Source organism: Sphingomonas sp. GW821-FHT09E03 (genome assembly GCF_059416225.1).
This window is the reverse complement of record NZ_JBWKOS010000002.1, coordinates 162,483-189,091: the sequence shown is the minus strand read 5'-3', so window position 1 is coordinate 189,091 and position 26,609 is coordinate 162,483. Positions and strand designations below refer to the sequence as shown.

Below are 26,609 nucleotides of genomic sequence, written 5' to 3'. Positions count from 1 at the left end.
ATGAACGCAGCACCGCTGGTGGCGCTGGTCGGCAATCCCAATGCCGGCAAGAGCGCGCTGTTCAATGCCCTGACCGGCGCCCGCCAGAAGGTCGGCAATTATCCCGGGGTCACCGTCGAGCGGCATTCGGGCCGGCTCGTGCTCGACGACGGTCGCCCGGTCGAGCTGATCGACCTGCCCGGCGCCTACAGCCTCGATCCGTCCAGTCCCGACGAGCGCGTCACCCGCGACGTCGTCACCGGCACCAGCAGCCTCGAGCGGCGGCCGGATGCGCTGCTGGTGGTGGTGGATGCCGCCAACCTCGACAATCACCTGCGCTTCACCCTCCAGCTGATCGCGCTCGAGATACCGGTGGTGGTCGCGCTCAACATGGTCGACCTCGCCGAGCGCGACGGGCTGGTGCTCGATCCCGCGGTGCTCGAACGCGAGCTCGGCGTCACGGTGGTCCCGACCGTCGCGGTGCGCAAGCGCGGGCTCGATGCGCTGCGCGGCGCGGTGGCGGACGCGGTCGGCGGTGGCGGCGTGGTACGCACCCCAACGCGGCCGATCGAGGCGGGTGCCGACATGGCCGGATTGCAGCGTCGCGCCCGCCAGATCGCCGCGGCCGCGACCGTGTCCGAAACCGCGGGACGCCGCTGGGCCAATCTGCTCGACGCGGTCGCGCTGCACCCGCTGGCCGGACCGGTGGTGTTGGTCGCGATCCTGTTCCTGATGTTCCAGGCGGTGTTCAGCTGGGCGACGGTGCCCGCCGACCTGATCGACGCCGGCTTTGCCGACCTGCAAGGGCTGATCAAGGCGGCAATGCCCGACAGCTTCGTGCGCTCGCTGATCACCGACGGCCTGATCGCCGGCGTTGGCGCGGTGGTGGTGTTCCTGCCGCAGATTCTGATCCTGTTCCTCTTCATCCTGGTGCTCGAATCGTCGGGCTACATGGTCCGTGCCGCGTTCCTGATGGACCGGCTGATGGCCACCGTCGGCCTGTCGGGCCGCGCCTTCATCCCCTTGCTCTCGAGCTTCGCCTGCGCGGTGCCCGGGATCATGGCGACGCGGACGATCGAGGACGAGAAGGATCGGCTGACCACCATCCTGATCGCGCCGCTGATGACGTGCAGCGCGCGCTGGCCCGTGTACACGCTGATCATCGGCGCGATGATCCCCAATACCAGGGTACTGCCGGGTGTCGGCCTGCAGGGGTTGGTGATGTTCGGGCTGCTGATCATCGGCATCGCCGGCGCCTATGTGGCGGCGCTGGTGCTGCGGCGGACGGTGACCAAGGGCGTGTCGTCGGGCTTCATGATGGAAATGCCGAAATACCAGTGGCCGCGGGCGGGCGACGTGCTGATCGGCCTGTGGCAGCGCGCGATCGTGTTCCTCAAGCGCGCCGGCACCACCATCGCCATGACCACGGTGGTGCTGTGGCTGCTGTTGAGCTTCCCCAAGCCGCCGGAAGGATCGGGCATCTCGCCGGTGAGCTATTCGATCGCCGGGCGGATCGGCAGCGGCATCGAGGTGCTGGTGAAGCCGATCGGCTTCAACCGCGACATCGCGCTGGCGCTGCTGCCGGCGATGGCGGCGCGCGAGGTGGCGGTGTCTGCGATCGGCACCGTCTATGCGATCGACGACACCAACGATGCCGGCACGAGCAAGATCACCGACCAGATCCGCGGCCGCTGGACGCTGCCGACCTCGCTTGCCTTCCTGATGTGGTTCGTGTTCGCGCCGCAGTGCATTTCCACGATCGCGGTGACCCGCCGCGAGACCAACGGCTGGAAGTGGCCGCTGTTCATGGTTGGCTATTTGTTCGCCGCCGCCTACATCATGGCCGGCATAACCTACTGGCTGGCGGTGTTCGCCGGCCTCTGATTTCGAGGCATTCATGGCGGGCAGCGTCAACAAGGTCATTCTCGTCGGCAACCTGGGGCGCGACCCCGAAAGCCGCAGTTTCCAGAATGGCGGCAAGGTCGTCGAACTGCGGATCGCGACCAGCGAATCGTGGAAGGACAAGAGCAGCGGCGAGCGCAAGGAAAAGACCGAGTGGCACACCGTGAAGGTGTTCAACGAGGGCCTCGCCAACGTCGCCGAGCGGTTCCTGCGCAAGGGATCGAAGGTTTACATCGAGGGCGCGCTGACCACCCGCAAGTGGCAGGACCAGCAGGGGCAGGACCGCTATTCGACCGAGATCACGCTGCAGGGCTTCAATTCGGTGCTGACCATGCTCGATGGCCCGAACGGCGGCCAGGGTGGCGGCGCCGGCGGCGGTAATCGCGGCGGCGGTGGCGGCGACGACTGGGCCGGCGGCAATGACGATTTCGGCGGCAGCGGCGGCGGCTTTGGCGGCAGCGGCGGCGGTCGCGGCGCACCGTCGGGTGGTGCGACGGGCGGGGCGTCGTCGGGCGGCGGCCGCGGCGGCTTCGGCCAGGGCGGCGGCTTCTCCGACGATCTCGACGACGACGTGCCGTTCTGAGCACCGACATGCCTGAGACAAGGCCGACGCCGCCGGTGGCGCGCGGCTGGCAGGTCGACGAATCGCGCCGCATGGCCGCGCTCGACAGCTATGACCTCGAATCGCTGCGCAACAGCGCGGGCCTGAAGCAGATCACCGACTTTGCGGCGGCGTTGTGCGGCGCCCCGGTGGCACTGGTCAGCCTGGTGGAGGAAACTCGCCAGGTGTTCCTGTCGCGCACCGGGGTCGATGTGACGGAGACTCCACGCCACACGTCGTTCTGCGCGCACGCGATGCTGGGCGACCAAGTGATGGTGGTGCCCGATGCCACGCTCGACCCGCGTTTCGCCGACAATGAGCTCGTCACCGGGGCGATGCACATCCGCTTCTATGCGGGCGCACCGTTGGTCTCCGACGACGGCGTGCCGCTGGGCTCGCTGTGCGTTATCGATTCAGTGCCACGCGATGGCCTGACGCCGCTCCAGGAACAGGGGCTGCGGACGCTCGCCGAGAACATCATGGTGCGGCTGCGCGACAGCCGCGATGCCGCCGCGTGGCGTGCCGCCGAGAACAACACCCGCCGCGCGCTGGTCGACAGCGAGGACCGGTTTCGCACCCTCGCCGACACCATGCCGCAGATGGTGTGGTCGACGCTGCCCGACGGCTATCACGATTATTACAACGCCCGCTGGTACGAGTTCACCGGCACGCCCGAGGGCTCGACCGACGGCGAGGGGTGGAACGGCATGTTCCACCCCGACGACCAGGACCGCGCCTGGGCGGTGTGGCGGCACTCGCTGACCACAGGCGAACCCTATAATATCGAATATCGCCTGCGCCATTTCGACGGCACTTACCGCTGGGTGCTCGGCCGCGCGCTGCCGATCCGCGACGACAATGGCACGATCACCCGGTGGTTCGGCACCTGCACCGATATCCAGGAACAGAAGATGGCGCTCGAGGAGCGCGAGGTGATCAGCCACGAGCTGTCGCACCGGATCAAGAACATCTTCGCGGTGATCTCGGGGCTGATCTCGTTCGCGGCACGCAGCACGCCCGGCTTCGCGCCGATCGCCACCGACCTGCGCGAGCGGATTACCGCGCTCGGGCGCGCGCATGATTTCGTGCGGCCGCACAGCCCGGCGTCGCGGCCATCGGCGCAGCAGGACAGCCTGCACGGGCTGCTCGGCGAGCTGTTCGCACCCTATCACCGCGGCAACGCGACCACGGTGCGGATCACGGGTGATGACATCGCCATCGACGATCGCTCGGCGACGCCGCTGGCGCTGCTGTTCCACGAGCTCGCGACCAACGCGACCAAATATGGCGCGCTATCGACCGAGGGTGGCATCGTCGAACTAACGGTGACGCGCGGCGAGGACTGGGCGCAACTGCATTGGCTGGAGCGCCACGGGCCCGCGGTCGTCGCACCGACGAGTGGCGGCGGCTTTGGCAGCCAATTGATTGAATTGTCCGCGGTACGCCAGCTCGGCGGCACGGTAGCGCGCGATTGGCGGCCGGAAGGGCTGGTGGTGACGATCGAGGTGCCGATGGCCGCCTTCAGCCGCGAGCGGGGCTGAAGGAGCGCCGTTGCGGTGCAGTTACTGTGGGATAGCTAGAGGTCAGGCAGGCTTAGCCCGCGCTGGGGCGGAGCATCACCAGATCGTCGTTGGCCGGCGCGAGCGGCTCGTCCGCGCCCTTGCTCGCCATCGCCGCAGCGGCGAGGATCGCGGCCTCGCTGAACGGCTTGCGGATATAGCCCAGCGCGCCGTCGCCGCAGGGATCGATCTGCGCCGGATTGGCGGTCACAAACACCACCTTGATGCCGAAGTCGTCGGCCATCCGCCGCGCGATGCTCGGGCCCGTCGGGCCGTCGCGCAGGTTGACGTCGACGAAGGCGAAGGCGCAATCGGGCGCGGCCTTGATCGCGCTGGCGCTGTCGGCGGCGATGGCGGCTACCGTGTAGCCCGCATCGATGAGGATCCGCTCGAGGTCGAGCGCAACGAATATCTCATCTTCGACAATCAGGGCAGTCTTGGTCATTGATGGTTCCGATTTGGAATGCGCAAACCCTCGCCCGGCCATTTTGTTCCCTAACGCCGCAGTAAGAACACCGCATGCTCGGCGCGGAAGTTGGCCGCCGCCGAGCTGGTGCGGCGGTCGCCGGACAGGAACCAGGCCTCTTCGACGACCACGCCGCGTGCCTTGAGGAAGGCACGGAAATCGTCAACGGTAACATGGTGGATGTTGGGGGTGTCGAACCATTGTTCGGGCAGCAGCCGCGTCACCGGCATCCGCCCGCCCCACAGCAGCGACACGCGCACCCGCCAATGCGCGAAATTGGGGAAGCTGACAAAGGCGCGCCGGCCGATCCTGAGCAAGTGATCGAGCACCACGTCTGGCGCGCGCGCGGTCTGCAGCGTCTGGCTGAGGATCGCGTAATCGAAGCTTGCATCAGGATATCCGGCGAGATCGACATCGGCATCGCCCTGGATCACCGACAGGCCGCGCGCGACCGCGGCGGCGACGTTGCCGGCGTCGATCTCCAGCCCGCGCGCGTCCGCCGCCTTGGTGTCGCGCAGCGCCGCCATCAGCGCGCCGTCGCCGCAGCCGACATCGAGCACGCGTGCGTGCGGGGCGACGTGATCGGCGATGATCGCGAGATCTGGGCGCAGCGTCGGGGTGGTGTCGGGCGCGAACCGCTCGACGAAGCGATCAGGCCGGATCGCACCCTTGGTCATCGGCTCGCCTTGAGGAAGCCGTCGACCACCCGGTTCATCTCGGGCGCCTCGAGCAGGAAGGCGTCATGGCCATAGGGGCTGGAGAGCTCGACGAAGCTGACCGCGGCGCCCGCGGCGTTGAGGGCGTGGACGATCGTGCGCGATTCGGCGGTGGGATAGAGCCAGTCGGTATCGAAGCTGACCAGGCAGAAACGCGCCGGGCTAGCGCGGAAGGCATTGGCGAGCAGGCCGCCATGCTCCTCGGCGAGATCAAAATAATCCATCGCCCGGGTGATATAGAGATAGGAATTGGCGTCGAACCGGTCGACGAAGCTCAGGCCCTGGTGGCGAAGATAGCTTTCGACCTGGAAGTCGGCGTCGAAGCCAAAGCTCTTCGCCCCGTCCAATCTGCCCGGGCGCGCCTGGAGCCGGCGGCCGAATTTCTCGGTAAGGCCCGCCTCGGACAGGTAGGTGATGTGCGCAGCCATGCGCGCGACCGCGAGGCCGGCGGCGGGGGGATCGCCATCATAGTAATCGCCGCCGGCCCAGGTGGGATCGGCCATGATCGCCTGGCGGCCGACCTCGTGGAAGGCGATGTTCTGCGCGGTGTGGCGCGCGGTGGAGGCGATCACCACCACCGCGCCGACCCGGGCGGGGAAGGTCGCCGGCCAGGACAGGGCCTGCATGCCGCCCATCGAGCCGCCCACCACCGCCTTCAGCTGCGCGACGCCGAGATGATCGAGCAGCATCGCTTGCGCTTTCACCATGTCGCGGATCGTGATCACCGGGAAGGTCATCGCATAGGGACGGCCTGTCGCGGGATCGATGCTCGCCGGGCCCGACGACCCCATGCAGCTGCCGAGCACGTTGGCGCAGATCACGAAGTCGCGTGCCGGATCGATCGGCTTGCCGGGCCCCACCAGCCGCGTCCACCAGCCGGGCTTGCCGGTGCGCGGATGCGCCGAGGCGACATGCTGGTCGCCGGTCAGCGCATGACAGATCAGGATCGCGTTGCCGCCGTCCGCGCTGAGCGTGCCATAGGTTTCATAGGCGATCTCGACCGGCGACAGCAGCATGCCGCCATCGAGGCGGAGCGGCCCCGGCAGCGTCACGTGGCGCGACAGGCCGAAGCGCTGGTCGTCAGTCATATCTGCCCGCTAGGACCCTCGCCTTGTCAACGCAAGCGCGCGGAGCGTAAGGCCCCGCCATGACCGCACATGCCGACGCGCCCGCCCCCAAACCCTGGATCCTCGGGATCGCGCCCTACGTGCCCGGGCGGGCGACCAGCGAGGACGGCCGCAAGGTCGTCAAGCTCTCGTCCAACGAGAATCCGTTTGGCACCCCCGAGGCCGCGCGCGACGCCTATCGCTCCGCCGCCACCGAACTCGAACGCTACCCCGATGCCGCGGCGACCGAGCTGCGCGCACGCCTCGCCGGTCACTACGGGATCGAGGCGGAACGGATCGTCTATGGCACCGGATCCGACGAGGTACTGCACCTTGCCGCCGGCACCTTCGCCGGCCCCGGCGACGAGATCATCTTCGTCCGCTACGGTTTCGCCGTGTACGAGATCGCAACCCGACGGGTAGGCGCGACCCCGGTGATCGCCGCCGACCGCGACTATGCGACCGATGTCGACGCCATCCTCGCCGCCGTGACCGACAAGACGCGGGTGGTGTTCCTCGCCAACCCCAACAACCCGACCGGCACCTATACGCCCCGCGACGAGATCGCGCGGCTCCACGCCGGGCTGCCGCGCGACGTGCTGCTGGTGCTCGACCAGGCCTATACCGAATATCTCGATCCCGCGGACGACGATGGCGGGCTGGAGCTCGCGCGCAGCCAGCCTAACGTGCTGGTGACGCGGACCTTCTCCAAGATCTTCGGCCTTGCCTCGGAGCGGATCGGCTGGGGCTATGGCGCACCCGCGATCATCGATGCGATGCACCGGATCCGCGCACCGTTCGCATTCGGCATCGGCGCGCAGCGTGCCGCGGTCGCCGCGCTGGCGGCAGCCGAGTTCGTCACCCACAGCCGCGATCACAACCGCCGATGGCGCGGTTGGTTCGCCGACCAGATCGCCAGCATGGCCAATGCCGGGCTGCGCGCGGTACCGAGCAAGGCCAATTTCGTGCTGGTGCTGTTCGAAGGCCCGCTGACCGGCGAGACCGCCTACCAGGCGCTGATGGCGGCGGGCTTTGCGACCCGCTGGCTGCCGGGCCAGGGCCTGCCCCACGGATTGCGCATCACCATCGGCACCGAGAACGAGCTGCGCGCGGTGATCGAGGTGCTGCGCACCGAGGTGGCGAAGGCGGAAGCGGGCCGAGCCTGATGCTGCCGTTCGCGCGAGTCACCATCATCGGGCTGGGGCTGATCGGCTCGTCGGTGGCGCGCGCGGTGCGCAGCGCGATGCCGACGGTGCGGCTGACCGGCTATGACGCCGATCCCGCGGTGCGCGCGACCGCAGTCAGGATCGAGCTTGCGGATGACGTCGCCGACAGCGCCGGCGCGGCGGTGATCGATGCCGATCTCGTCATCCTGTGCGTCCCGGTCGGCGCCATGGGCGCGGTGGCGGCGGAGTTCGCCGAAGACCTGCCGACCGAGGCGATCATCAGCGATGTAGGCAGCTGCAAAGCGGAGGTGGCAAGGATGCTGGCTGAGGCGTTGCCGGGCGCGACGGTAATTCCGGCGCATCCGGTGGCCGGAACCGAGCAGAGCGGGCCCGAGGCCGGCTTTGCGACGCTGTTTCATCACCGCTGGTGCATCGTCACCCCGCCCGAGGGCGCACCGCCCGCCGCGGTGGAGCGGGTTGCCGAATTCTGGCGGCGGCTGGGCGCGCAGGTGGAGCTGATGGCGCCCGAGCATCACGACCGCGTGCTCGCGATCACCAGCCATCTGCCGCATCTGATCGCCTATACGATCGTCGGCACCGCCAGCGACCTCGAGGAGGTCACCCAATCGGAGGTGATCAAATATTCGGCCGGCGGATTCCGGGACTTCACCCGCATCGCCGCCTCCGACCCGACGATGTGGCGCGACGTGTTCCTCACCAATCGCGAGGCGGTGCTCGAGATGCTGCAGCGCTTTTCCGAGGACCTCAGCCAGCTGCAGCGGGCGATCCGCTGGGGCAAGGGCGATGAACTGTTCGAGCTGTTCACCCGCACCCGCGCGGTGCGGCGCTCGATCGTCGAACAGGGCCAGGACGACCCCGCGGCCGATTTCGGGCGCGCGCACGACTGACCGCGCGTGCGATCTCAGCGACGATCAATCGAGCGCGTTGATCGCCGCATGAACCCGGGTCTCGATCTCGTCGCGTGCCAGCCTGGCGGGGATCTCGTCGCCGATCCGGATCGTCACCACGCCCGGCCGCTTGGCCCCCGAGCGAGGCCATACCTCCCCCGTGTCGAGCGCGATCGGCACCACCGGCAGCCCAAGCGTGCGATAGAGGCCCGCAAACCCCGCCTGGAGCGGCGGCCGTTCGCCGGGGCGGACGCGGGTACCCTCGGGATAGATCAGGATCGAGCGGCCCTCCCCGGCCAGCGCCTTGGCCTCGCGCATCATGCTGCGCAGCGCCGCCGCCGACGCCTCGCGATCGGCGACGATCGAGCCGTAGCGATAGGCCGCCCAGCCCCACATCGGCAGCTTCGACAGCTCGCGCTTGATCACCATCGCCGGGCCATGAAGCAGCAGTTGCAGCTCGAGCGTCTCGAACATCGCCTGATGCTTGGCGGCATAGAAGACCGGGTGATCGGCGGCGATCCCCTCGACGCGGACGGTGATGCCGAGGATCACGCGATTGAGGAAGCGGTGAAGCCGTGCCCAGACATGGGCGTGGCGGATCACCGCGGCGCGACCGAACAGCGCCGATACCGGCACGCTGGCGACGATCGGCACCGACAGGCCGTAGAAAATGAGGTTGAACACCCACGTCCGCATCCAGGCGATCATGCGCCCACTCCGATCCATAAGGCGATCCGGCGCAGGATCAGCTTGTTATATTCATTGACGAGGGTGCCGAGCCGCGGGGTGCCGGGCACGCCATCGCCAAGGATGACGACGCGCTTGCCGAGCGCGGCGGCCAGCTCCATCCGCGCCCGCGGCACGTGCCAATCCGAGGTGACCAGCCGCACCGTGCGATAATCGTGCGCCTTGACCCAGGCGGCGGTCTCCTCGGCGTTGGAGCGGGTATCGACCGCATCGGCACCGAGATCGATGCAACAGGCGAACAGCGCAGGCGCGGTGCGATATTCGCGGGCGAGATCGATCGGCGTGACGCCCGGCGCCACGCCGGTGACGAGCATCCGCCGCGCCTGGTGCGCGCGCAGCAGGGCGATGCCACGATCGATCCGCCCGGGGCCGCCGGTGGGAACGACGATCGCATCGCTGGTCGATCCCTCCAGCGGCTGTGGCAGCAGCAGCATGAACAAGGCGAAGCCTAGGCACCAGAGCAGCGCGAGCAGGCCGAACAGCCGCGCGATCACAGCGTCCGCCTCAATGCCGCGAGCACCGCAACCCGCGCCGCGAGCGTCGCCATGACGACGAACAGCACCGGGATCAGCGCTAGCGCGATCCAGTCCGCCGGGGCGAGCGCGATGTTGCCGAGCAGCTGCGAGCCCAGCTGTGACAATTTGTCGCCGATGAAGGCGAGCACGCCGAGGCCGCCGAGCCCGCCGACCGCGCCGCCGACGGTGGCGTCGAGCGCGATCCGGCGCTGGAACAATCGCGCGACCTGGACATCGGTGGAGCCGAGCATGTGCATCACCTCGATCGTCGCGCGATGCGATTCAAGCCCGGCGCGCGCGGCGAGCACCACCACCGCCGAGGTGGCGGCGAGCATCAGCGCGACCAAGCCGGCGGCAAGCCAGGTGAGCGAGGTCATCAAGCCCGACACCGGCGACATCCAGCTGCCGTGGCGATCGACCCGCGCGGTGGCGCTGGTGGCGTGGACGCGCGCGGCGACCCGGTCGACCGCGCCGGCATCCGCGAGATCGACGTCGATCATCGCCGGCACCGGCAGCTCGGGATCGTCGCCGGCGTCCCCCAGCCACGGGCGCAGCAGACGGGCGAGGTCGGCACGCGGCACGGGCGTCGCGCGGGTCACCTCGGGCATGGCGCGCAACCGGGCGACGACCTGGGTGGCGAGCGCCTCGCGCCGGGCAGGATCGCCCTCCACCAGCTGCACCGTCAGTCGCCCGGCGAGCTGACGCTCGAGCGTGCGCGCCGATTGCCGGGTGCCGAGGCCGAGCGCGGCCGCGAGCACGGTGAGGAACAGCATGATCGCCATCACCCAGGTCATCGCCCGCAGCCCGCCGGCCTCGTCGAGCACCCGGCGTTCGGCGGTGCTGCGTTCGCGATGGCGGCTCATGCGACGCCGCGGGGCGGCGGCGGGTAGCGCAGCGAGCCGGTGGGATCGAGCAGATGGCCCTTGTCGAGCCGCATCATCTGCGCGCCCGGCACGCGATTGAGCAGATGGAAATCGTGGGTGGCGACAACCACGGTGGTGCCGAGCTTGTTGAGGGAATCGAACAGGTGGAGGAGGCGATCCGCCATCTCCGGATCGACGTTGCCGGTGGGCTCGTCGGCGACCAGCAGTTCGGGGCGGGCGATCACCGCGCGGGCGATGGCGACACGCTGCTGCTCGCCGCCGGACAGCGTCGCCGGCCGCGCCTGGGCGCGCTCGGCAAGCCCGACCCAAGCGAGCATCTCGCGCACCGGCTGCTCGATATCCTCCTCGGGCATACCGGCGACGCGCAGCGGCAGCGCGATATTGTCCCAGGCGGACAGGTGCGGCACCAGCCGGAAATCCTGGAAGACGACGCCGATACGGCGGCGGAACCCCGGCAGGCGGGTGCGCGGCATGGTGACGGCATCCTCGCCGAACAGGCGGATGATGCCGCGGCTCGGCCGCTGGGCGAGATAGAGCAATTTGAGCAAGGAGGTCTTGCCGGCGCCGCTTGCGCCGGTGAGAAAATAGAAGGCGCCGCTACCGAGCGTGAAGCTGATATCCGACAGGGTTTCCTGGCCGGTGCCATAGCGCAGCCCAACATTTTCGAACTGCACGATATTCGCCATGCGCGTCGACGCCGCCGCTCTTTGTTAGCCGTTGCCCCGCGATCAGCCTTCGCATGCACGGCGCGGCGCTTCAAGCGCGTCACGCGACGCTTGCCACGGACCGGGGCTACGTGCTTAGAATTGTGTTAAGATGGCCGCAGCTCCCGCCGGCCCGTTCCGTGAAGCGCCCGCATGATCCTCGAATGCCCAGAATGCAGCACTCGATATCTGGTGCCCGACAGCGCGATCGGGATCGAGGGCCGTACCGTGCGCTGCGCCAATTGCCGGCATAGCTGGTTCCAGGATCCGGCGCCGCTGCCGCCCCCGCCACCAGCCCCTGTGGCGCCGCTGCCCATGCCCGCCAACGCCAATGCCGACGAGATTGCCGGCGATCTGGACGGCGAGGCGCCGTGGCAGCAGCCGGCAATGATGTCGCGGCCCGCCGCGGTATCGCCAGTGGCTGCGGGGCCGATCATCACCCCCGATTACGAGGCGTTCTCGCAGCGCCCGGTGACGCGGCCACGCCGCAATACCCAGCGGCGGTCGACGATCATCGCGGTGGTTGCCGGGCTGCTGATGCTGGCGGGCGTCGCCGCGATCCTGTGGGTCGGCGCGCCGGGGCTGCTGGCGCGGGTCGGCCTGCCGGTGGGCGCCGCCGAATCACCGCTGAGGATCAAGGACAATCCGATCGAGCGGCGCGAGCTGGAGAATGGCTCGGAGCTGTTTGCGGTGAGCGGCCAGGTGACCAACCCCTCGGGCGAACGCCAGCGGGTGCCGGACATTCGCGCCGAGCTGCGCGATGGCCAGGGGCGGATGGTGTATAGCTGGACGATCAACCCGCAGCAGCGCACGCTGCCACCGGGCGGATCGATGCTGTTCAACTCCGCCAAACTCGACGTGCCGGCGAATTCCAAGCGGCTCGAGCTGAGCTTTGCCGGCGAAGACGCACACTAAGAACGTTTGCGGCAGGTGATTGGCTACCGGTTGGTTGCTGATATTTGTCAGGCAACCTCATGGTTGCGAACCGTCCGATGTTCGCCGTCGGGGCTAATCCGCAGCCACGAGGCCGCGTTCGCGTCGCATGGCTGTTCGATAAACATCGCGATGGCGTCGGCTATGCGGACGCAAGCACCGGTTTGTCGCTGATTCGCTGCCGTTCTTCTTTCTTGTCGAAAGGCGTTGCAGTGCCCGACCCGCTTTGCTAGTGGCCTGCGCCTGCCAGATACCGGGCTGCCCGGTGTTCTTATCACGTGCGGTCGTGGCGGAACTGGTAGACGCGCAACGTTGAGGTCGTTGTGGCCGAAAGGCCGTGGAAGTTCGAGTCTTCTCGACCGCACCAGATGATCCGGCAGGGGCTGATGCCCCTGCCCAGTTCCTTGCAGATCCCGATCGTCGATTACACCGTCACCAGCGGTGCTGACACGCGCCTGGCACGTTCGTTAGCGGCTGTCAGCAGCCGAGCACGCTCGCAAGGCTGGTGAGCGGCAGCGGGCTCGAAAAGCGGAAGCCGCAGCGATCGTCGCTAACCCAGCAGATCGCGCCATAGATCGGACTGCCGACGGCCGCGAGCAGGATGCTGCCGGCCTGACCGGCCTGGAGCGGACGATCGGTGCGCAGCTTGACGCCGCCCGGCGAGATATCGAGCAGATCGACCGCCCATCGTTCGGCGCCGAGCCGCATCACCGCGCTGGCGGCGATGGCGAAGCGCGGCGCGCGCGCGACCAGGCCCTGCTCGTCGCGCAGGCAGAACACCCGCTCCACCTCCTGCGGCTCGGCGAACTCAACGCCGGCCTTGTAGCCGTCCACCCAACGCACCGTCGCCGCCACCTCGGGCAAGCCGCGCATCTCGATCAGCAGCCGATCGCCGACCAGCGGCGCGGCGGTGAATCGCGCCATCAGCCCGTGGGCGGAGATGTCATGGACCAGGCAGGCCGAATCGCCCGCGGCCTGACGCACCTTGCCGATCAGCAGCACGGTGGTGTGACGGCGATTGCCGCGACGATCCTCGACACCGTGCTCGGCGGGCTGCTGCGGCGGCGTGGGCGGCGTGTAGCGCATCAGCATGATCAGGCGTGCCCGACCGGGAGATGGTATTGCCCGGCGGCGCGCAGCATCCGGGCGCGGAACTTGACCCGCTGCCAGAAGGTGGCGTCTTCGACCCGCCATTGCGCAATCGCTTCGTCGACATAGGAATCGATCAACGTCTCGGCGGCCTGGGCACCGAGCCTGGCGAAACGCGGCGCGAGCGCGTCCACCGTGGCGGTGGTGGCGGCGATGATCGGCGTGAGATTACCCAGCGGCATCGAGGGTCACTTTCCAAACAGGGCGCGGGTGGCGCCGCGCAGCGAGAGTTGATCGAACTTCATGCGCATCGTCACATACGGCCCCTGGCGGGTGTAACGGTCGTCCTCGAAGTCGCGGTCGCGGTAGCCGGCGATGTTGTAGCCGGCGCTGAGCCACATGTTCGGCGCCGGGGACACACCCACCGACGGGCCGCCGCTCCACGACCAGACGGCGCGATCCCAGGCGTGCTGGACCGAGCCGGCGATGCCGACATCGATGCGGCTGCCAAGATCGTGGCGCAGCTCGAAGCCGGTGACGTCGATGAAGCCGTCATAGATGTCGTCGGAGAAGCGGCCCTTCACGTACTTGCTGCCGTAATAGATCGTCGCCTCGAGGCCGTGGCCGAGGCCCTCGGCGCCGGTGCGATAGTTGACCGCGAGGTTGTTGATGATGCGGCTGGTGACCTGGTCGCCGAGCCCGCTGGCAGGAACGCCGAGCACGTTGCCGTCGGTGATGCCGGCGTCCGCGCTCTCCTGCCGGAACTCGAGCCGCTCGAGTACCGACCAGTGGCTGTCGAGCGGACGCCAGGCCAGCGCCAGATCGGCCGAGGCGGAGAGCGCCGCTGCGCCGCTGGCCTGCTGGACGCGATAGGCCTTGATGCTCGAGGCGAGCGTCTTGCCCTCGCCGAGCGTCCGCAGGAAGCTGGTGGTGATGCCCCAGCGGTTCTGGGTGTTGCCGTCGCGATATTCGAGGCGGCCGTTCCACGACCAGCGGTTGGCGCGATAGGTGGCGCCGACCGTTGCCGCGGTATAATCGCCGCCGCTGGTATCGCCGTTGCCGGTGCTGCCGATGAAGCCGCCCGAGGCGACCGGCTGGAAGGCGTTGATCACCGCGCCCTTGGGGACGCTGCCGCGCACCGTGCTGCTGGCGTCGAGCGTGCCGTCCACCGTCCAATGCTTGCCGAGCGGCAGCGACTGGCTGAGGCCATATTGCGCGTAGGTGCGGCCGCCATTCTCGCCGATCGCCTGCTGGTTGAGCGTGCTCATCAGCTTGGCGCCGCGCCAGGGGGCGACATCGAAGCCCAGTTGCGTGGTGTGGGCGGTGTAATCCTGGCCGTCGGCGATCTCATAGCCGGCGAGCAGGCGGATGCCGGGCTTGACCCGCCAGGCGGCGTTGATCTGGTGGCGGACCGGGAAGTCGACCGAGCCCTTGTCGCCACCGGGGGCGAACTGGGTCTGGCCGGTGAGCGTGACGCCGCCACCGAACAGGCTCTTGCTGCCGCCGAGCGTGAGCAGGCGCGAATCGCGGTCGCCGCTGTCGAGCCCGCGATCGGCGGCGAACTGCGCGCCGGCGAACAGCGTCGCGCCCTGGCGGCGATATTCGATCCGCGCCTCGCCGGCGGTGCGGGTGGCGTCGCTTGCCAGCATGTCCTGATACCAGGCGGTGCCGGTGAGGCTGAGCGTGCCGGTGAGCGCGACGCGGCCGTCCAGGCCGAACTTGCGGGTGCCCGCCTCGACCAGATTCTGCTGGCCGACGCCGAAGATCGCGTCCTGCTGGCGGGCATAGACCAGCAGGTCGACGCCGCCGCCGTGATGCTGGGCCTCGGCGAGATAGGCGATGCCGTTGCCGATGCCCTGCTTGCCGCCGGTGGCGAACTCGCCGCGCAGCTGGGTCTCGCGGCCGAGCTGCACCTTGACGTCGCCGCCGACCACGGTGGCGTTGCCGGCGGTCTCGTCGCGGATCACCGAGGCGCCGACCTCGACCTTGCCGAGCTTGGCGGCGACCCGGCCGGCGGCGGCGAGTTTCTCGCTGCGGCCGCCCTCGACCTCGTAATCGGCGACGATGAAGATCGGGTTCTGGTTGGCGTCGCGGCTCAGCACCGGCTCGCGGAAGCGCACAGTGCCGAGGTCGGTGTCGATGTCGTAATCGATGTGGCGGGTGAGCTGGGTCGAGGAGACGATCAGCTCCGAACGGAAGCGGTTGCGGATCTCGACGCGCAGCTTGTCGCTGTTGGGGACGATGCCGCGCGACGCCAGCCGGTACGGGCCGGACAGACCGTTGCCCTGGATCTCGTCGCGCGCATAAAGCGTGTCGGTCTTGGCGGCGAAGCCGTTGGCGCGCAGCTTGCGGCCTTCATAGGCGGCCTTCACGCCGTTGAGGGTGCGGCTGTAGCGGGTCAGCTGGGTGTCGGTGAAGCCGGTCTCGAAATCGCCGAACAGCGCGTAGAACTCGCGCCGCTCGAGACGCAGGTAGAGCTTGCGGCGGGTGGGCGCGTCATAGCCCTGGGCGCTGCCGTCGCCGTAGACGGTATAATAGCGATCGGGATCGATCGTGCCGAGCAGGCCGCGATCGGGATCATAAGCGCGATCGCTGTCATAGGCGATCGTCATCAGCCACGAGCCCTTGACCCGGCCCTTGGCGTAGAAGGCGAGCTGGCCATCGGTGACGAGCTTGTTGCGCTGCGTCTTGGGCAGGGTGCGGCCGTGCTTCGAGAGCATGTCATAGCCCGCGGTGCCGGCGCCGAAGCCGACCACGACCCAGTCCTTCTGCGACGCCGCGAGCCAGGCGCGGATGTCGCTGGTGCGGACCTGCTGGTCTTCCTGCAGCGTCACCACCGCATGGACGGCGCCGGCCTGGGTGGTCGGCTGCAGCGCGAGGAAGGCATAGCCCTCATCGCCGACGACCCGGGTGGTGACCTCGGTCTTCTCGCGGCCGGCGAGCTGGCGGCCCTGCTGGAGTTCGGCCTCGATCGCGGCGGTATAGGGCTGATCGACCTTGAACGGGATCTGGGTGCCGGCGCGCACCGGCCGGCCGGCGGCATCGGTGATGCGCACCGCGACCAGCGGCCGGGTGAGGCCATCGGCGACCAGCCTGCTCTTGGCGAGATCCACCGTCGCCCGCACCGGCGCGCCGGCATAGTGAACAACGCGATCGAGCGTGGTGACCACCGCCCCCTTGACGTCGAGCACACGGGCCTGGAGGCGGTTGTCGCCCGCGACCAGCGGCAGGCCGGTCCATTTGGACACGAGCACGCCGGTCTGGTCGCTGCCGTCGGTGCCGTCGAAGGTGAGCGCCTCGGTCTGCTGCCCGTTGAGCGTCAGCGCGATGCGGGTGCCGGGCAGATGCTTGATCGCGACGCGCAGCACCGGCGCGCGGGGGTTATAATCGGTGCCGGGGAACAGCCAGTCGGTGCCGGGGGTGGCGCCAGCGAGCCAGTCGCGGTTGCCCGCGGCGACCGCATCGTCGAGCGCGACGATCGGCAACGCATCGGTTGCCACTGCCGTCTTGCCGGTGGGACGGAGCTGGAAATCGACCCGCTTGAGCAGGCCGCCCTCGCCCTCAACAAAGCGCGAGATCGGGCTGCGCGCCTGGCGGGTATCGACGTCGCACGCGATCGGCTCGTAACTCGTCGGTACGCTGGCGGTGTCGAGCTGGATGACGTGGCGGCCGGTGCGGACGCCTTCGATGTGGTAGAGGCCGTCGCGATCAGTGACGACGAAGGTACCGTCTTCGAGCATCAGGCGGATACCGGCGATGCCCTTGCGCTTCTCGGCCGGATCGTTGCAATTGCCTTCCGAGACGCGGCCGATGATCGTCATCGCATCGGTGAACAGCAGCGGCCGCAGCCGCACCGAGGCCGCGGCCTCGTTGCTGGTGACGCCACCGTCGCCGAGCATCTGCGCGCGGTTGAGCGCCTCGCCGGTCGGCGCGCCGGGTGCGATCGTCACCACGTAGCTCACCTCGACCGATCCGTTGGCGGGGATGGTGCCGACCGGAAAATCGAGATTGCGCGCATCGGCCGATATGACCGGCTCGCCCGCGCCGCGGGTGGAACCGCGCTCGAAGCGCAGACCGGTGGGCAGATAATCGGTGAGGTGCAGCCCGGTCGCGGCAACGCTGTCGCGGTTGCTGACCTGGATGCGATACTGGATGAAGTCGCCCGGCGACGCCTCGCGCACCGATGCCGTCTTGGTCAGCAGCAGCGTGTTGTTGCCGGGGCGATCGAGCGGCACGTCGACATAGACGGGATCGTTGACCACGGTCAGATAGCCGCGGCCGTAGCTCGCGTCTTCGATCATGTAGTTGCTGCCGTCGGGCGCCTTGAACGCGCGCAGCGTCGCCGCATCGACGATCGATGGTGCGGTATAGCCGCCCGGCGGCACGATCTTGAGCGAATAGCGACCCGGTACCGTGAACGGGAAACGGTAGCGGCCTGGGATAACGTCATAGGCCCGCCCGCTCGCGTCGCTGACAGGCTGACCGGTGATCACCGTCGAGGGATAGCGGCTGACGCCATCGTCGCCATAGACGATGGCCGGCTGGCCATTCTCATCGAGCAGCGTGACCTCGGTGCCGTCGACCACCTGGCCGGTGCGCGAGTCGAACACGAAGCCGGCCGGATCGATCAGCAGATCGGTAGAGGAGCCGAAGCTGTCCTCATCCTCGGTGAAGCTAAGGCGCAGATGGTCGCCACGGGTGAGCTTCAAGGAACAGGGAGCCAGCGAGGCATCGCTGCTGTCATTGGCGGCAGGCACCGCACCGGCAAACACGCCGGTATCCGGACCGGTTTCGAGCAGCGGCAGCTTGCCGGACACGTCGCCGGTGTCGACGTTGACCATAACAGTCTCGCGCGCAGTGGAATCGTGGTTCTCTGCTTCCGCATCGATGACCATGATCAGCGGCGAGGTAATGTCGATCGATTCGAGCTTGGGACTGGCAGCCAGCAGCGCCTCGCTGACGGGCGCAGGCGTGAACATCCGCGTTGCGGCGTCGCACTTGGCGCCTTGGGGCTCCATGCCGTTGGGAAGCAACCGGAAGGTGAAACTGGTCGGGCGCTTGGTGCGGGTGACATCGAGCGCCACCGTGTTCGAGCGCACGCTCTGGTCGGCCCCGCCCGACGCATAGGTCAGGCTGGCGGTATTCTCCACGCGCGTCGTCTGGGCGGCCGCGGCGGCAAGGCCACCGATACCGAGCAGGAGCGCGCCGAGACGCAGGAAGGGCCGGGGAAAAGGCATAAGGGTGGCCTGTCCCGACGCGGGGGTACCCGCGCCGGGATCGGTTTTTTCCTGTTCTGCTAGACGGTTAGTTGATGGTGACGCGGAACGCGGCCGCCACGGCGGAGCCACCGGCGAGCGTCGGGATCCTCGCCGTGACCGTCTTGGTCACTGCGTTGAACGCGCCCTGATAGGGCCCGGTCGCCTGGGTGCCGTCGTCGTTCTGCTGGAAGCCGTTGAGCACGCAGGCGCCGCCCACCGCCAGGCCGCCGATCGTCAGCGATCCGGGCACATAGGTGGTGTTGGTCGGGATGACGTCGGTCAGCGCGACATCGGTGGCCGCGGTGCCCGCGGTGCTGTTGTTGGCGACCAGGCAATATTGCACCGTCGCGCCGGGCAGCGCCTTGGGGTTGGCGGCCAGGTTGACGGGATCGGTCAGCACCGTCGCCGTCTTGCTGACGGTCAGCGCGACGTTGGTGACGGTGACCTGATAGGCGCCATAGGCCCAGGCCTGGCCATTGCGCGCGATATCGAAGCCCAGTGTGCCATCGTTGTCGTTGTCGGCGAACACCACGTCGACTTCGGCATCCTGGTTGATGGTGTTGAGCGGCGTCGGGATCAGCGCGGCGCCCTGCGTGCCCGCGGCACCGCCCGCGGCGACCGTGGCGTCGAGGCCCACCGTCGCCATCGTCGGGGTCGGCGTGCCGCTGGCCGGGATGTCACCGACGACGAACACCAGCCGGGACTGGTCGGCCGGCAGCTCGTCGATGAAGGTCGCGGTGTCGGTGGCGGGATTGTAGACGCCGTCACCATTGTCGACCACGATCTTGAGATTGGCGAGATCGAAGTTGTCGGTACCGGTGAGCAGCCCGAGCGGCACCAGCTGGCTGGTCGAGAGCAGGAAATCCTGCGTGCCGTTGGTGTTGTTGGTGACCTGGAAGGTCGTCACCACACCGGCCTGGCCGAGATTGACCGAGGTGTTCGCCGACGAGGTGTTGATCACCGTCAGGTTGACCTTGCGATCGACCACGAACGTCGCGGTGTTGGACTGCGCCGTCTGGGCATTGCCGTTGACGGTGTAGCTCGCCTGCGCGGTGTTGGTGATGGTGGTGCCGGCGGCGGTGCCGGCAGGCCCGGGCGTGGTGGTCTGCGCCTGCGCAACCCCCGTGCCCGATCCGACGATTGCCGCCGTGGCCGCCCCGGCCATCAGCAGGCGACGAACCCCTGTTGAAAACATCGAAAATTACTCCTTGGACTATCAGTGTGTGCGTGACGAAGAGGGGGTGGAGAGGGTCATCTCAGGACGGCCTGGAACGCGAGTTCGCCTTTCGAACCGGCCGCTAACGGGCTGGAAAGGCGCCACCGGACGTGGGTGACATCGTCGAGTGTGGCGGGTCGCATGGCGCCGGCGGGCGTCTTCACGCTGAGACTGTTGAGGGTCGCGAAATGGCTGCCGTCGACGGACAGCTCGGGACTCGCCGAGCCTGCCGCGGCGCCGCGATAGACCATGTTGCGAGGCACCGGATTGGCCAGCACCACACCGCCGAGCGGCTGCGCGCCGGTGTTGCGATAATCGAGCACGACGACGACGCGGTCGCCCGGCGTGACGTTGGCGGCATTCACCGCCTGGGTCTTGGTGGTACCGTCGGCGGCGGCAACGCGCTTTTCGACCAGCATTTTGGTGGTGAGCTGGAGCGGGCCGGCGGCGAGTGCGGGCACGGCGACCGCCGCGAGCAGCGCAGCGACGAGACAGCGGGCGATCATGGTGACACTCCTCATTGGATTCGAACCTGGAACTGGATGGTGCGGGTGCCGGCGGCGGCGATGTCGCCGAGCGTGACGACGACGCCGGCGGCACCGACGGTGCCGGAATCGGCATCGGCGGCATCGGTGAGCGCGGCGCCGTCGAGGCGCAGGCTGCCAGCGACATAGGCCGTGCCGGCGGGGATGGGATCGGCGACGCGGACGTTGGCCGTCGGGCCGACCAGCCGCGCCTCGAGCGTGTAGGTGATGATCGCATCGGCGATCGCCCGGGCCGAGCCGTCCGGCGCCGTCACGACCTGCGACTTGACCAGGCTCGGCGCCGCGCCGGTGGCGGTGAGCGGCACCGACACGGTGGCGCGCGCGCTGGTGGCGCCGGTGACCGCGTCGCCGCCGCTGTCGCCCTGCCCGGCAAACTGGGTGCCCTGGGCGCCGCTGCCGGTGACCGCCTGAGCGGTGACCGTAACCGCGTTGGCGGTCACCGTCCCCTGCCCCGCGTCGACGACGACGAGCAGCGACAGCGAGGCGCCGGGTGCGAGTGAAGGGGTGACCCCGCCCGCCAGCACGGTATCGCGGGTGGCATCGAAGCGGCCGTCGCCATCGACGTCGATCGCGATCAGGCGAACGGTGGCGGAGGCATCCGATACGGTGGCGGCGACGGTGAACGCCTCCTGGCCGTTACCGGCGTTGGTGAGCAGCACGGGCAGCGCGTTGCCGGCGCCGGTGATGGCGACGCTGCCGCTGCCGACGCGGGCGAGCGTGACGTCGAGCCGCTCGGCGGTGATCAACGACACGGTGTTGGAGCGCACCGCATTGCTGCCATCGAGGCGCAGTTCGGCAGTATTGTCGATCCGGGTACCGGCGCTGGTCTCGGCCCGGGCAATGCTCGCGCCGCTCACCAGCACCAGCAGGACCAGCACGCAGCAGCAGGCACGCACCAGCGCCGACCACTGCTTGCTCTGTACACTGCCGATGATGCGCGAATAGGCCAAAACATTCCCCGAGTTCGTGTCTCGAGGCTAAAATCGGCGCTTGTGCTTAAGTAAAAACTACGGAACCGTAATGACTTAAAAGATCAACTTGCACCCGTTTCGGTGACAAGATCCCGTCATTGCCGCAGTGGTGATCGAGGGCTGATGACGAGGTCAGGGACGGCAAACGGCCATCTCGGCAGACGCGGATTGCCCGGGGTTCGATGATAATGCTGTAAGGCTGACCCATCCGCGCCACCGCCCGAATAGAGCCCAATTCCGTTTGATCGGGAACCGAACCGCGAATCAGGCGTTGCTCGGCGCGCGCTCCTGAGCGCCCAAGCGCCGCAAATACTGGATGACCGCGGTCTGCCCGGTGTCGCTGAGCGAAATCTCCATGCGGCGGCGGTCGATCGGATCAATCACGCGATCGATCAGCTTGAGCTTGTGGAGATGGTCAATCCAGCGTTGCGAGGTGGTGACGGGCGCATTGGCGCTGCCGACCAGCGTCTTCACGCTCATCGTCCGCCGCTCTTCGTTGGCGACGAAGAGCGCCAGCAGCATGTCCCACGCCGGTTCATGGAACAGTTCAGCGGGGAAATGGTCAAAACGCGCCAGCCGTTGCGCCAGCAACTGCTTGGCCATCTGGCAGGGATCGCGGACCTCCCCGGTGACCGCGACACTCTGTGTCTCACTCGACAGTTGATCGGCTCTGTTGCCGAATTCAACGGCAATCGCCGACAACTGCGTGGTCAGATCCTTCACCAATCCGACGATCGTCTCTTCTGCCACCGCTTACTCCCAAAAGCGTTGCGTCAGGACTATTGTCGTGACACCGCTCCAGACATAAAACAAGCACATCATTAGCTATTCTCAACAAGATGGGCACATCGTGGGATTATCGCCACGTAACTTGTCCAAAACGAACCAAGTTAGCATCGAAAACGGGTGCCGGCGGCGGAGGGCGGCCGGAACCGGCGCTGCGCTCATCCCGCCTGATTTGATGTTCAGCCCGTCGCGCCGCCTTGACGCTTGGTGGCGGCAAACCGACATAGCGTGGATGGATCAGCTCACCCTTTCCGAAGCCGAATGGCGCAAGCGGCTCACCCCCGCGCAATATCACGTGCTCCGCGAGGCGGGCACCGAGCGTGCCTTTGCCGGCGCGCTGACCGACAACAAGGCCGACGGCCTCTATGCCTGCGCGGCCTGCCATCTCGACCTGTTCGACAGCGCCGACAAATATGATTCCGGCTCGGGCTGGCCGAGCTTCACGCGGCCGCTTGATCCCGAGGTGGTCAGCGACCATAGCGATACCAGCCACGGCATGACCCGCACCGAGACCCGCTGCGCGCGCTGCGACAGCCATCTTGGCCATGTCTTCCCGGATGGTCCGCCGCCAACCGGCCAGCGTTATTGCATGAACTCGATCTCGCTCGAGTTCCACGCGCGCAAGGCAGGCTGACGGTCGCGCCGGGCCGCTTGTGGCCCGGCCGGTTAGCGCGTATTCGCCGCCCTGTTCATGGCCCGCGCGCGCACCCCAGCTTCACCCCAGCGTTCCTCCCGCCCAGCTTCGCGCTGGCGCCGTCGGCTGATCGTCACCCTCCAGGTCCTGATCGGGCTTGGCGTGCTGGCGCTGGGCGCGCTGGTGATCGCCGTCTACATCGCCAAGGCGCAGCTGCCGAGCTACGACCAGCTCAAATCCTCGCCCAACGGCCAGATGATCCGCGTCCACGCCGCCGACGGCACGGTGATCGTGTCGATGGGGCCGAGCTACGGCGAATGGCTGGCGGGCGAACAGATCCCGACGGTGATGCGCGAGGCTACCGTCTCGGTGGAGGATCGCCGCTTCTACAGCCACCTCGGCGTCGACCCGATCGGCATCGCGCGGTCGGTGATGATCCGCTACGAGCGCGGCCGCTGGATCCAGGGCGGCTCGACCATCACCCAGCAGCTCGCCCGCACCGTCTTCCTCAACAACCAGAAGAAGTTCGGCCGCAAGTTCCGCGAATGGATCCTCAGCCTCGCGCTCGAGCGCAAGTTCAGCAAGGATCAGATCCTCGAGCTCTACCTCAACAAGGTCTATTACGGCGGCGGCGCCTATGGCATCGATGCCGCCAGCCGCAAGTTCTTCGGCCATGGCGCCGATCACCTCAGCCTGTCTGAGGCGGCGGTGATCGCGGGGCTGGTGAAGGCACCGTCCAATTACTCGCCGACCGCCGATGCCCAGGCCGCGGTCGGCCGCGCCGGCGTGGTGCTCGACACGATGGTGGAGAATGGCGTGATCAGCCGCGCCGAGGCCGATGCGGCCAATCCGCAGGCGCTGAAATTGGCGCCCGAGCCGCAGCAGAACAGCGTCCGCTATTTCACCGATTGGGCGCTGCCCCAGCTCGATACGCTGATCGACGAGACCCAGGCGCCGCTCGAGGTGTGGACCACGCTCGATCTCGGCATGCAGCGCCAGGCCGATGCCGCGGTGCGCGCCAATGCGCCGGCCGGCGCGCAGGGCGCATTGGTGTCGCTGGACCGCGACGGCGCGGTCAAGGCAATGGTCGGCGGCAAGGACTATGTGTCGTCGATCTACAATCGCGCCACCCAGGCGGTCCGCCAGCCGGGGTCGTCATTCAAGCTGTTCGTCTATCTCGCCGCGCTCGAGGCGGGCCACAAGCCCGAGGACAGCATCGTCGACGAGCCGGTGACGATCGACGGCTGGAGCCCGCGCAACGACTCGCGGCACAACAGCGGACCCGTCTCGCTGCGCACCGCCTTTGCCTATTCGCTCAACACCGTCGCCGCCAAGCTCGGTCAGGAAGTGGGCTTCACCACCGTTGCCGACATGGCGCGCCGCTTCGGCATCACCACGCCGGTCAACACCCACCCGTCGATGGTGCTCGGCACCTCCGAGGTGCGGCTGATCGACATGACCCGCGCATTCGCCAGCGTCGCGCAAAAGGGCGTCGCGGTGACGCCATACGGGATCACCCGGGTGACCGCCAACGGCCAGACCATCTACACCCATGAGGTGGATCGCAGCCATGTGCTGGTCGCCCCCTATGTCGCCGCCGAGATGACCGATCTGCTGCAGACCGCGGTCAACACCGGTACCGGCCGCGAGGCGCAGATCGGCCGGCCGGTCGCGGGCAAGACCGGTACCACGACCTCATCAAAGGACGGCTGGTTCCTCGGCTTCTCGAGCGGACTTACCACCGGCGTGTGGATGGGCCGCGACGACGCCCGGCCGATCGCGGGGCTGCACGGCGGCACCGCCCCTGCCCGCGCCTTTGCCGCGTTCATGAAGCCCGCCACCGCCAACCGCCCGATCGAGCAGTTCGAGACGCAGGTGACGCTGCCCGAGTGGCAGCTCGAGCCCGACGAGCAGAGCTATTTCGGCGCGCCCGACAATGGCAGCAGCATGGTCGACGAGGATGGCAATCCGATCGAGCAGGCGACGCCGACGCTGCAGCGGCCCGATGGCGCCGATGGTGAGCAGCCGGCGCAGGGCAACACCCCGCCGCAGCAGCAGCTCGATGACCTGATCGATCGCGTCACCGGCCGCGATGCGCCGCGTGAACCGCTGGCTGCCGGTCGTCAGCCTGTCCAGCGCGACGAGCGGCCGCGCGATCTACAGTCCGGCCGCCAGCCGCCGCGGGACTCGCGCGACCGCAACCGCGATGATCAGGACGACCGCCCGACCCAGTGAAGCCCGGCGCCGTGACTGCGCAGCCAGGCACGCGCAGGGTTCGGATCGGCCCCGTAGAGCTCCGCGACCAAGGCGTGGAAGGCGGCGGAGTGGTTCATGTGGACGCGATGCGCGACCTCATGGGCGACGGTGGCGCGGCGCACCCAGCCGGGTGCGAGAATCAGCCGCCAGCTGTAGCGGATGATGCCGCTCGACGCGCAGCTGCCCCACCGCCCCTTGGCATCGCCGATCGCGACCCGGCTGACGGTTACCCCCGCCCTCGCTGCATATTCCGCGGTTTCCGCAGTGAGCAGCGCCAGCGCCTGGCGCTTGAGCCAGGCGTCGACGCGGCGCGGCAGCGTCTCCACCGGACCGGACAGCGACAGCATGCCCGGCCCGTGCTCGACCCGGCGGCTTGACCCCGGCACCCAGCCGATCGTCAGCAGCTCGTCGGCCACGGTGAGCGTCATGCCGGGCGCAAAGGGTTGCGGTTGCGGCAGGTGCGCGCGCTGTTCGGCGAGCCAATCGGCCTTGCCCTGTGCCCAGGCGAGCGCGGGCTTCAGCGCGGCACGGCGCGGCAGCACCAGTTTGGCGCGACCGCTGGCGGGATCGAGTGTCAGGCGGATGCGTCGCGCGGTGGGATGACGGACGATCTCGAGATCGGTCACGCCGCCGCGCTCACAGCTCGCGATCGACGATGTGGTTCTCGAAGTCGCCGACGTCATCCTCGCTGACGGTCCAGCCGCGCACCGATTGCTTGGCCTGGTGGACGCTCTCGCGGTCGCCCGACACGAGATAATGCCAGTCGGGCAGCGGCTCGCCGGCGGCGCGGAGGCGATAGGCGCAGGTACTCGGCAGCCAGTCGATGGTGCGGACGTTCTTCATCGTCAGCCGCACGCATTCGGGGACATAGGCATGGCGATGACGATAATCGGAGCAGAAGCCGGTGCGGCGATCGAGCAGGCGGCAGGCGATGTTGGTCGGCACCAGCTCGCCGGTGTCCTCGTCCTCGAGCTTGTGGATGCAGCATTTGCCACAGCCGTCGCACAATGCCTCCCACTGGCCGCGGTCGAGCTGCTCGATCGGCAGCTCCCAAAATTTGCTCATGATGCCCAATGCTTGATCTCGGCGGCCACGGCCTGTGGCCCCTGTTCGGTGGGCAGCAGCGCCAGCGGCCGCCCCTCGGGACTCATCAGATAGGCCTGCCGGCTGTGGTTCACCAGATAGCCGCCGCCCGGCGATGCATCGCCCTTGGCGGCATAGACCGCATATTCCTTGGTGACCCGCGCGATCTCGGCGGTCGATCCGGTCAGCCCGACCATGCGCGGATGGAAGGCAGCGACGAACGGCTTGAGCATTGGAGGGGTATCGCGCGTCGGATCAACGCTGACGAACACCGGCACGACCCGCTTAGCCAAGGCAGGATCACTTTTGTCGAGCTGGGCGAGCGCGGTGCCGATCACCTGCAGATCGGTGGGGCAGACGTCGGGGCAGAAGGTGTAGCCGAAGTACATGATCCGGTAGCGGCCGGCAAAAGCCCGATCGGTGACGGCATGGCCGTCCTGGTCGATCAGCGCGAACGGTCCGCCAATTGCCGCGCCGGCGAGCGGCGGCTGTTCGGCCGGCGTCGAACCACGGTTGCAGGCGGCGAGCAACACCGCGGCAACAAGCATGAGGCAGGAACGAAAGTTCATGACCGCGCCAGCCTTG

At 68.2% G+C, this 26,609-nt stretch carries 25 protein-coding genes and 1 tRNA gene; 9 read left to right on the top strand and 17 right to left on the bottom strand.

Annotated elements, in window-relative coordinates; genetic code table 11:
- Genes feoB through AC07M8_RS05120 form a run of 3 tightly spaced genes read left to right on the top strand, consistent with a single transcriptional unit; the run spans position 1 to position 4,023 of the window.
- Positions 1-1,863, top strand: coding sequence for a ferrous iron transporter B (feoB, locus tag AC07M8_RS05130; protein ID WP_495173312.1), 1,863 nt, complete (start codon positions 1-3; stop codon positions 1,861-1,863).
- Between the two features lie 13 nt (positions 1,864-1,876).
- Positions 1,877-2,464 carry a single-stranded DNA-binding protein gene (ssb, locus tag AC07M8_RS05125; RefSeq protein ID WP_495173311.1) on the top strand — a complete coding sequence of 196 codons (588 nt, stop codon included), beginning with the start codon at positions 1,877-1,879 and terminating at the stop codon, positions 2,462-2,464.
- A gap of 8 nt (positions 2,465-2,472) precedes the next feature.
- Entirely contained in the window at positions 2,473-4,023 is a 1,551-nt protein-coding gene (locus AC07M8_RS05120) for a sensor histidine kinase (protein WP_495173310.1), read from the top strand.
- Between the two features lie 52 nt (positions 4,024-4,075).
- Here AC07M8_RS05120 and AC07M8_RS05115 read toward each other — a convergent pair whose 3' ends face one another.
- The 3 genes from AC07M8_RS05115 to metX are packed head-to-tail and all read right to left on the bottom strand — an operon-like array spanning position 4,076 to position 6,311.
- Positions 4,076-4,486: a response regulator gene (locus AC07M8_RS05115; RefSeq protein ID WP_267394894.1), complete on the bottom strand. Its 411-nt coding sequence runs from the start codon at positions 4,484-4,486 to the stop codon at positions 4,076-4,078.
- Positions 4,487-4,536: 50 nt separating this feature from the next.
- On the bottom strand, positions 4,537-5,184 hold the full coding sequence (gene metW / locus AC07M8_RS05110; RefSeq protein ID WP_495173309.1) for a methionine biosynthesis protein MetW: 648 nt from the start codon (positions 5,182-5,184) through the stop codon (positions 4,537-4,539).
- Complete coding sequence (gene metX / locus AC07M8_RS05105; protein ID WP_495173308.1) at positions 5,181-6,311, bottom strand: homoserine O-acetyltransferase MetX; 1,131 nt, start codon at positions 6,309-6,311, stop codon at positions 5,181-5,183. Before metX ends, metW begins: the two co-directional genes overlap by 4 nt.
- A gap of 59 nt (positions 6,312-6,370) precedes the next feature.
- On the opposite strand from metX, the gene hisC reads away from it, so the two are divergent.
- Positions 6,371-7,495: a histidinol-phosphate transaminase gene (hisC, locus tag AC07M8_RS05100; protein WP_495173307.1), complete on the top strand. Its 1,125-nt coding sequence runs from the start codon at positions 6,371-6,373 to the stop codon at positions 7,493-7,495.
- On the top strand, positions 7,495-8,403 hold the full coding sequence (locus AC07M8_RS05095; protein ID WP_495173306.1) for a prephenate/arogenate dehydrogenase family protein: 909 nt from the start codon (positions 7,495-7,497) through the stop codon (positions 8,401-8,403). The genes hisC and AC07M8_RS05095 overlap by 1 nt, the downstream gene beginning before the upstream one ends.
- A 24-nt stretch (positions 8,404-8,427) precedes the next feature.
- On the opposite strand, the gene AC07M8_RS05090 is transcribed toward AC07M8_RS05095, so the two are convergent.
- Genes AC07M8_RS05090 through ftsE form a run of 4 tightly spaced genes read right to left on the bottom strand, consistent with a single transcriptional unit; the run spans position 8,428 to position 11,235 of the window.
- The gene (locus tag AC07M8_RS05090; protein ID WP_495173305.1) at positions 8,428-9,111 is read right to left on the bottom strand and encodes a lysophospholipid acyltransferase family protein; all 684 of its coding nucleotides are present in this window, start codon (positions 9,109-9,111) and stop codon (positions 8,428-8,430) included.
- Complete coding sequence (locus tag AC07M8_RS05085; RefSeq protein WP_495173304.1) at positions 9,108-9,644, bottom strand: YdcF family protein; 537 nt, start codon at positions 9,642-9,644, stop codon at positions 9,108-9,110. Before AC07M8_RS05085 ends, AC07M8_RS05090 begins: the two co-directional genes overlap by 4 nt.
- Positions 9,641-10,528, bottom strand: coding sequence for a cell division protein FtsX (locus AC07M8_RS05080; protein ID WP_495173303.1), 888 nt, complete (start codon positions 10,526-10,528; stop codon positions 9,641-9,643). Before AC07M8_RS05080 ends, AC07M8_RS05085 begins: the two co-directional genes overlap by 4 nt.
- Positions 10,525-11,235, bottom strand: a complete 711-nt coding sequence (gene ftsE / locus AC07M8_RS05075) for a cell division ATP-binding protein FtsE (protein ID WP_267394885.1) — start codon at positions 11,233-11,235, stop codon at positions 10,525-10,527. Before ftsE ends, AC07M8_RS05080 begins: the two co-directional genes overlap by 4 nt.
- 171 nt (positions 11,236-11,406) lie before the next feature.
- Between ftsE and AC07M8_RS05070 the strand changes: the two genes are divergently transcribed.
- On the top strand, positions 11,407-12,168 hold the full coding sequence (locus AC07M8_RS05070; RefSeq protein WP_495173302.1) for an MJ0042-type zinc finger domain-containing protein: 762 nt from the start codon (positions 11,407-11,409) through the stop codon (positions 12,166-12,168).
- A 298-nt stretch (positions 12,169-12,466) separates the two neighbouring features.
- Positions 12,467-12,553, top strand: a tRNA-Leu gene (locus AC07M8_RS05065).
- A 110-nt stretch (positions 12,554-12,663) separates the two neighbouring features.
- On the opposite strand, the gene AC07M8_RS05060 is transcribed toward AC07M8_RS05065, so the two are convergent.
- The 7 genes from AC07M8_RS05060 to AC07M8_RS05030 all read right to left on the bottom strand — a co-directional run bounded on the left by AC07M8_RS05060 (position 12,664) and on the right by AC07M8_RS05030 (position 22,015).
- Positions 12,664-13,272 (bottom strand): PilZ domain-containing protein, encoded by a 609-nt coding sequence (locus AC07M8_RS05060; RefSeq protein WP_495173301.1) that lies wholly within the window; start codon positions 13,270-13,272, stop codon positions 12,664-12,666.
- Between the two features lie 8 nt (positions 13,273-13,280).
- On the bottom strand, positions 13,281-13,517 hold the full coding sequence (locus tag AC07M8_RS05055) for a hypothetical protein (RefSeq protein WP_495173300.1): 237 nt from the start codon (positions 13,515-13,517) through the stop codon (positions 13,281-13,283).
- Between the two features lie 6 nt (positions 13,518-13,523).
- Positions 13,524-18,512: a hypothetical protein gene (locus tag AC07M8_RS05050; protein ID WP_495173299.1), complete on the bottom strand. Its 4,989-nt coding sequence runs from the start codon at positions 18,510-18,512 to the stop codon at positions 13,524-13,526.
- Between the two features lie 67 nt (positions 18,513-18,579).
- Complete coding sequence (locus tag AC07M8_RS05045) at positions 18,580-19,728, bottom strand: hypothetical protein (RefSeq protein WP_495173298.1); 1,149 nt, start codon at positions 19,726-19,728, stop codon at positions 18,580-18,582.
- A gap of 56 nt (positions 19,729-19,784) precedes the next feature.
- Entirely contained in the window at positions 19,785-20,255 is a 471-nt protein-coding gene (locus tag AC07M8_RS05040; protein WP_495173297.1) for a hypothetical protein, read from the bottom strand.
- Between the two features lie 11 nt (positions 20,256-20,266).
- Entirely contained in the window at positions 20,267-21,244 is a 978-nt protein-coding gene (locus AC07M8_RS05035) for a hypothetical protein (protein ID WP_495173296.1), read from the bottom strand.
- 285 nt (positions 21,245-21,529) lie between these two features.
- Entirely contained in the window at positions 21,530-22,015 is a 486-nt protein-coding gene (locus AC07M8_RS05030) for a winged helix DNA-binding protein (protein ID WP_267394876.1), read from the bottom strand.
- A gap of 268 nt (positions 22,016-22,283) precedes the next feature.
- Here AC07M8_RS05030 and msrB point away from each other — a divergent pair, with 268 nt between their 5' ends.
- Both msrB and AC07M8_RS05020 read left to right on the top strand, forming a co-directional pair.
- Positions 22,284-22,685 carry a peptide-methionine (R)-S-oxide reductase MsrB gene (gene msrB, locus AC07M8_RS05025; protein ID WP_495173295.1) on the top strand — a complete coding sequence of 134 codons (402 nt, stop codon included), beginning with the start codon at positions 22,284-22,286 and terminating at the stop codon, positions 22,683-22,685.
- Positions 22,686-22,742: 57 nt separating this feature from the next.
- Complete coding sequence (locus tag AC07M8_RS05020) at positions 22,743-24,920, top strand: transglycosylase domain-containing protein (RefSeq protein WP_495173294.1); 2,178 nt, start codon at positions 22,743-22,745, stop codon at positions 24,918-24,920.
- Here the strand turns inward: AC07M8_RS05020 and AC07M8_RS05015 are convergent.
- Genes AC07M8_RS05015 through AC07M8_RS05005 form a run of 3 tightly spaced genes read right to left on the bottom strand, consistent with a single transcriptional unit; the run spans position 24,896 to position 26,593 of the window.
- Positions 24,896-25,567, bottom strand: coding sequence for a M48 family metallopeptidase (locus AC07M8_RS05015; RefSeq protein ID WP_495173293.1), 672 nt, complete (start codon positions 25,565-25,567; stop codon positions 24,896-24,898). The two genes, AC07M8_RS05020 and AC07M8_RS05015, sit on opposite strands and share 25 nt — an antisense overlap.
- 10 nt (positions 25,568-25,577) lie before the next feature.
- Positions 25,578-26,006: a YcgN family cysteine cluster protein gene (locus AC07M8_RS05010; protein WP_267394871.1), complete on the bottom strand. Its 429-nt coding sequence runs from the start codon at positions 26,004-26,006 to the stop codon at positions 25,578-25,580.
- Entirely contained in the window at positions 26,003-26,593 is a 591-nt protein-coding gene (locus tag AC07M8_RS05005) for an SCO family protein (protein ID WP_495173292.1), read from the bottom strand. The genes AC07M8_RS05010 and AC07M8_RS05005 overlap by 4 nt, the downstream gene beginning before the upstream one ends.
- Positions 26,594-26,609 lie beyond the last annotated feature (16 nt).

Excerpts from the sequence above, each read along its gene's own strand:
- AC07M8_RS05060 (WP_495173301.1), bottom strand. The coding sequence starts at position 13,272 with ATGCGCTACACGCCGCCCACGCCGCCGCAGCAGCCCGCCGAGCACGGT.
- AC07M8_RS05010 (WP_267394871.1), bottom strand. The coding sequence starts at position 26,006 with ATGAGCAAATTTTGGGAGCTGCCGATCGAGCAGCTCGACCGCGGCCAG.
- AC07M8_RS05045 (WP_495173298.1), bottom strand. The coding sequence starts at position 19,728 with ATGTTTTCAACAGGGGTTCGTCGCCTGCTGATGGCCGGGGCGGCCACG.
- AC07M8_RS05080 (WP_495173303.1), bottom strand. The coding sequence starts at position 10,528 with ATGAGCCGCCATCGCGAACGCAGCACCGCCGAACGCCGGGTGCTCGAC.
- AC07M8_RS05055 (WP_495173300.1), bottom strand. The coding sequence starts at position 13,517 with ATGCCGCTGGGTAATCTCACGCCGATCATCGCCGCCACCACCGCCACG.
- hisC (WP_495173307.1), top strand. The coding sequence starts at position 6,371 with ATGACCGCACATGCCGACGCGCCCGCCCCCAAACCCTGGATCCTCGGG.
- metX (WP_495173308.1), bottom strand. The coding sequence starts at position 6,311 with ATGACTGACGACCAGCGCTTCGGCCTGTCGCGCCACGTGACGCTGCCG.
- AC07M8_RS05070 (WP_495173302.1), top strand. The coding sequence starts at position 11,407 with ATGATCCTCGAATGCCCAGAATGCAGCACTCGATATCTGGTGCCCGAC.
- ftsE (WP_267394885.1), bottom strand. The coding sequence starts at position 11,235 with ATGGCGAATATCGTGCAGTTCGAAAATGTTGGGCTGCGCTATGGCACC.
- AC07M8_RS05005 (WP_495173292.1), bottom strand. The coding sequence starts at position 26,593 with ATGAACTTTCGTTCCTGCCTCATGCTTGTTGCCGCGGTGTTGCTCGCC.
- AC07M8_RS05090 (WP_495173305.1), bottom strand. The coding sequence starts at position 9,111 with ATGATCGCCTGGATGCGGACGTGGGTGTTCAACCTCATTTTCTACGGC.
- AC07M8_RS05115 (WP_267394894.1), bottom strand. The coding sequence starts at position 4,486 with ATGACCAAGACTGCCCTGATTGTCGAAGATGAGATATTCGTTGCGCTC.
- msrB (WP_495173295.1), top strand. The coding sequence starts at position 22,284 with ATGGATCAGCTCACCCTTTCCGAAGCCGAATGGCGCAAGCGGCTCACC.
- AC07M8_RS05040 (WP_495173297.1), bottom strand. The coding sequence starts at position 20,255 with ATGATCGCCCGCTGTCTCGTCGCTGCGCTGCTCGCGGCGGTCGCCGTG.
- AC07M8_RS05120 (WP_495173310.1), top strand. The coding sequence starts at position 2,473 with ATGCCTGAGACAAGGCCGACGCCGCCGGTGGCGCGCGGCTGGCAGGTC.
- AC07M8_RS05095 (WP_495173306.1), top strand. The coding sequence starts at position 7,495 with ATGCTGCCGTTCGCGCGAGTCACCATCATCGGGCTGGGGCTGATCGGC.
- AC07M8_RS05050 (WP_495173299.1), bottom strand. The coding sequence starts at position 18,512 with ATGCCTTTTCCCCGGCCCTTCCTGCGTCTCGGCGCGCTCCTGCTCGGT.
- ssb (WP_495173311.1), top strand. The coding sequence starts at position 1,877 with ATGGCGGGCAGCGTCAACAAGGTCATTCTCGTCGGCAACCTGGGGCGC.
- feoB (WP_495173312.1), top strand. The coding sequence starts at position 1 with ATGAACGCAGCACCGCTGGTGGCGCTGGTCGGCAATCCCAATGCCGGC.
- AC07M8_RS05020 (WP_495173294.1), top strand. The coding sequence starts at position 22,743 with ATGGCCCGCGCGCGCACCCCAGCTTCACCCCAGCGTTCCTCCCGCCCA.
- metW (WP_495173309.1), bottom strand. The coding sequence starts at position 5,184 with ATGACCAAGGGTGCGATCCGGCCTGATCGCTTCGTCGAGCGGTTCGCG.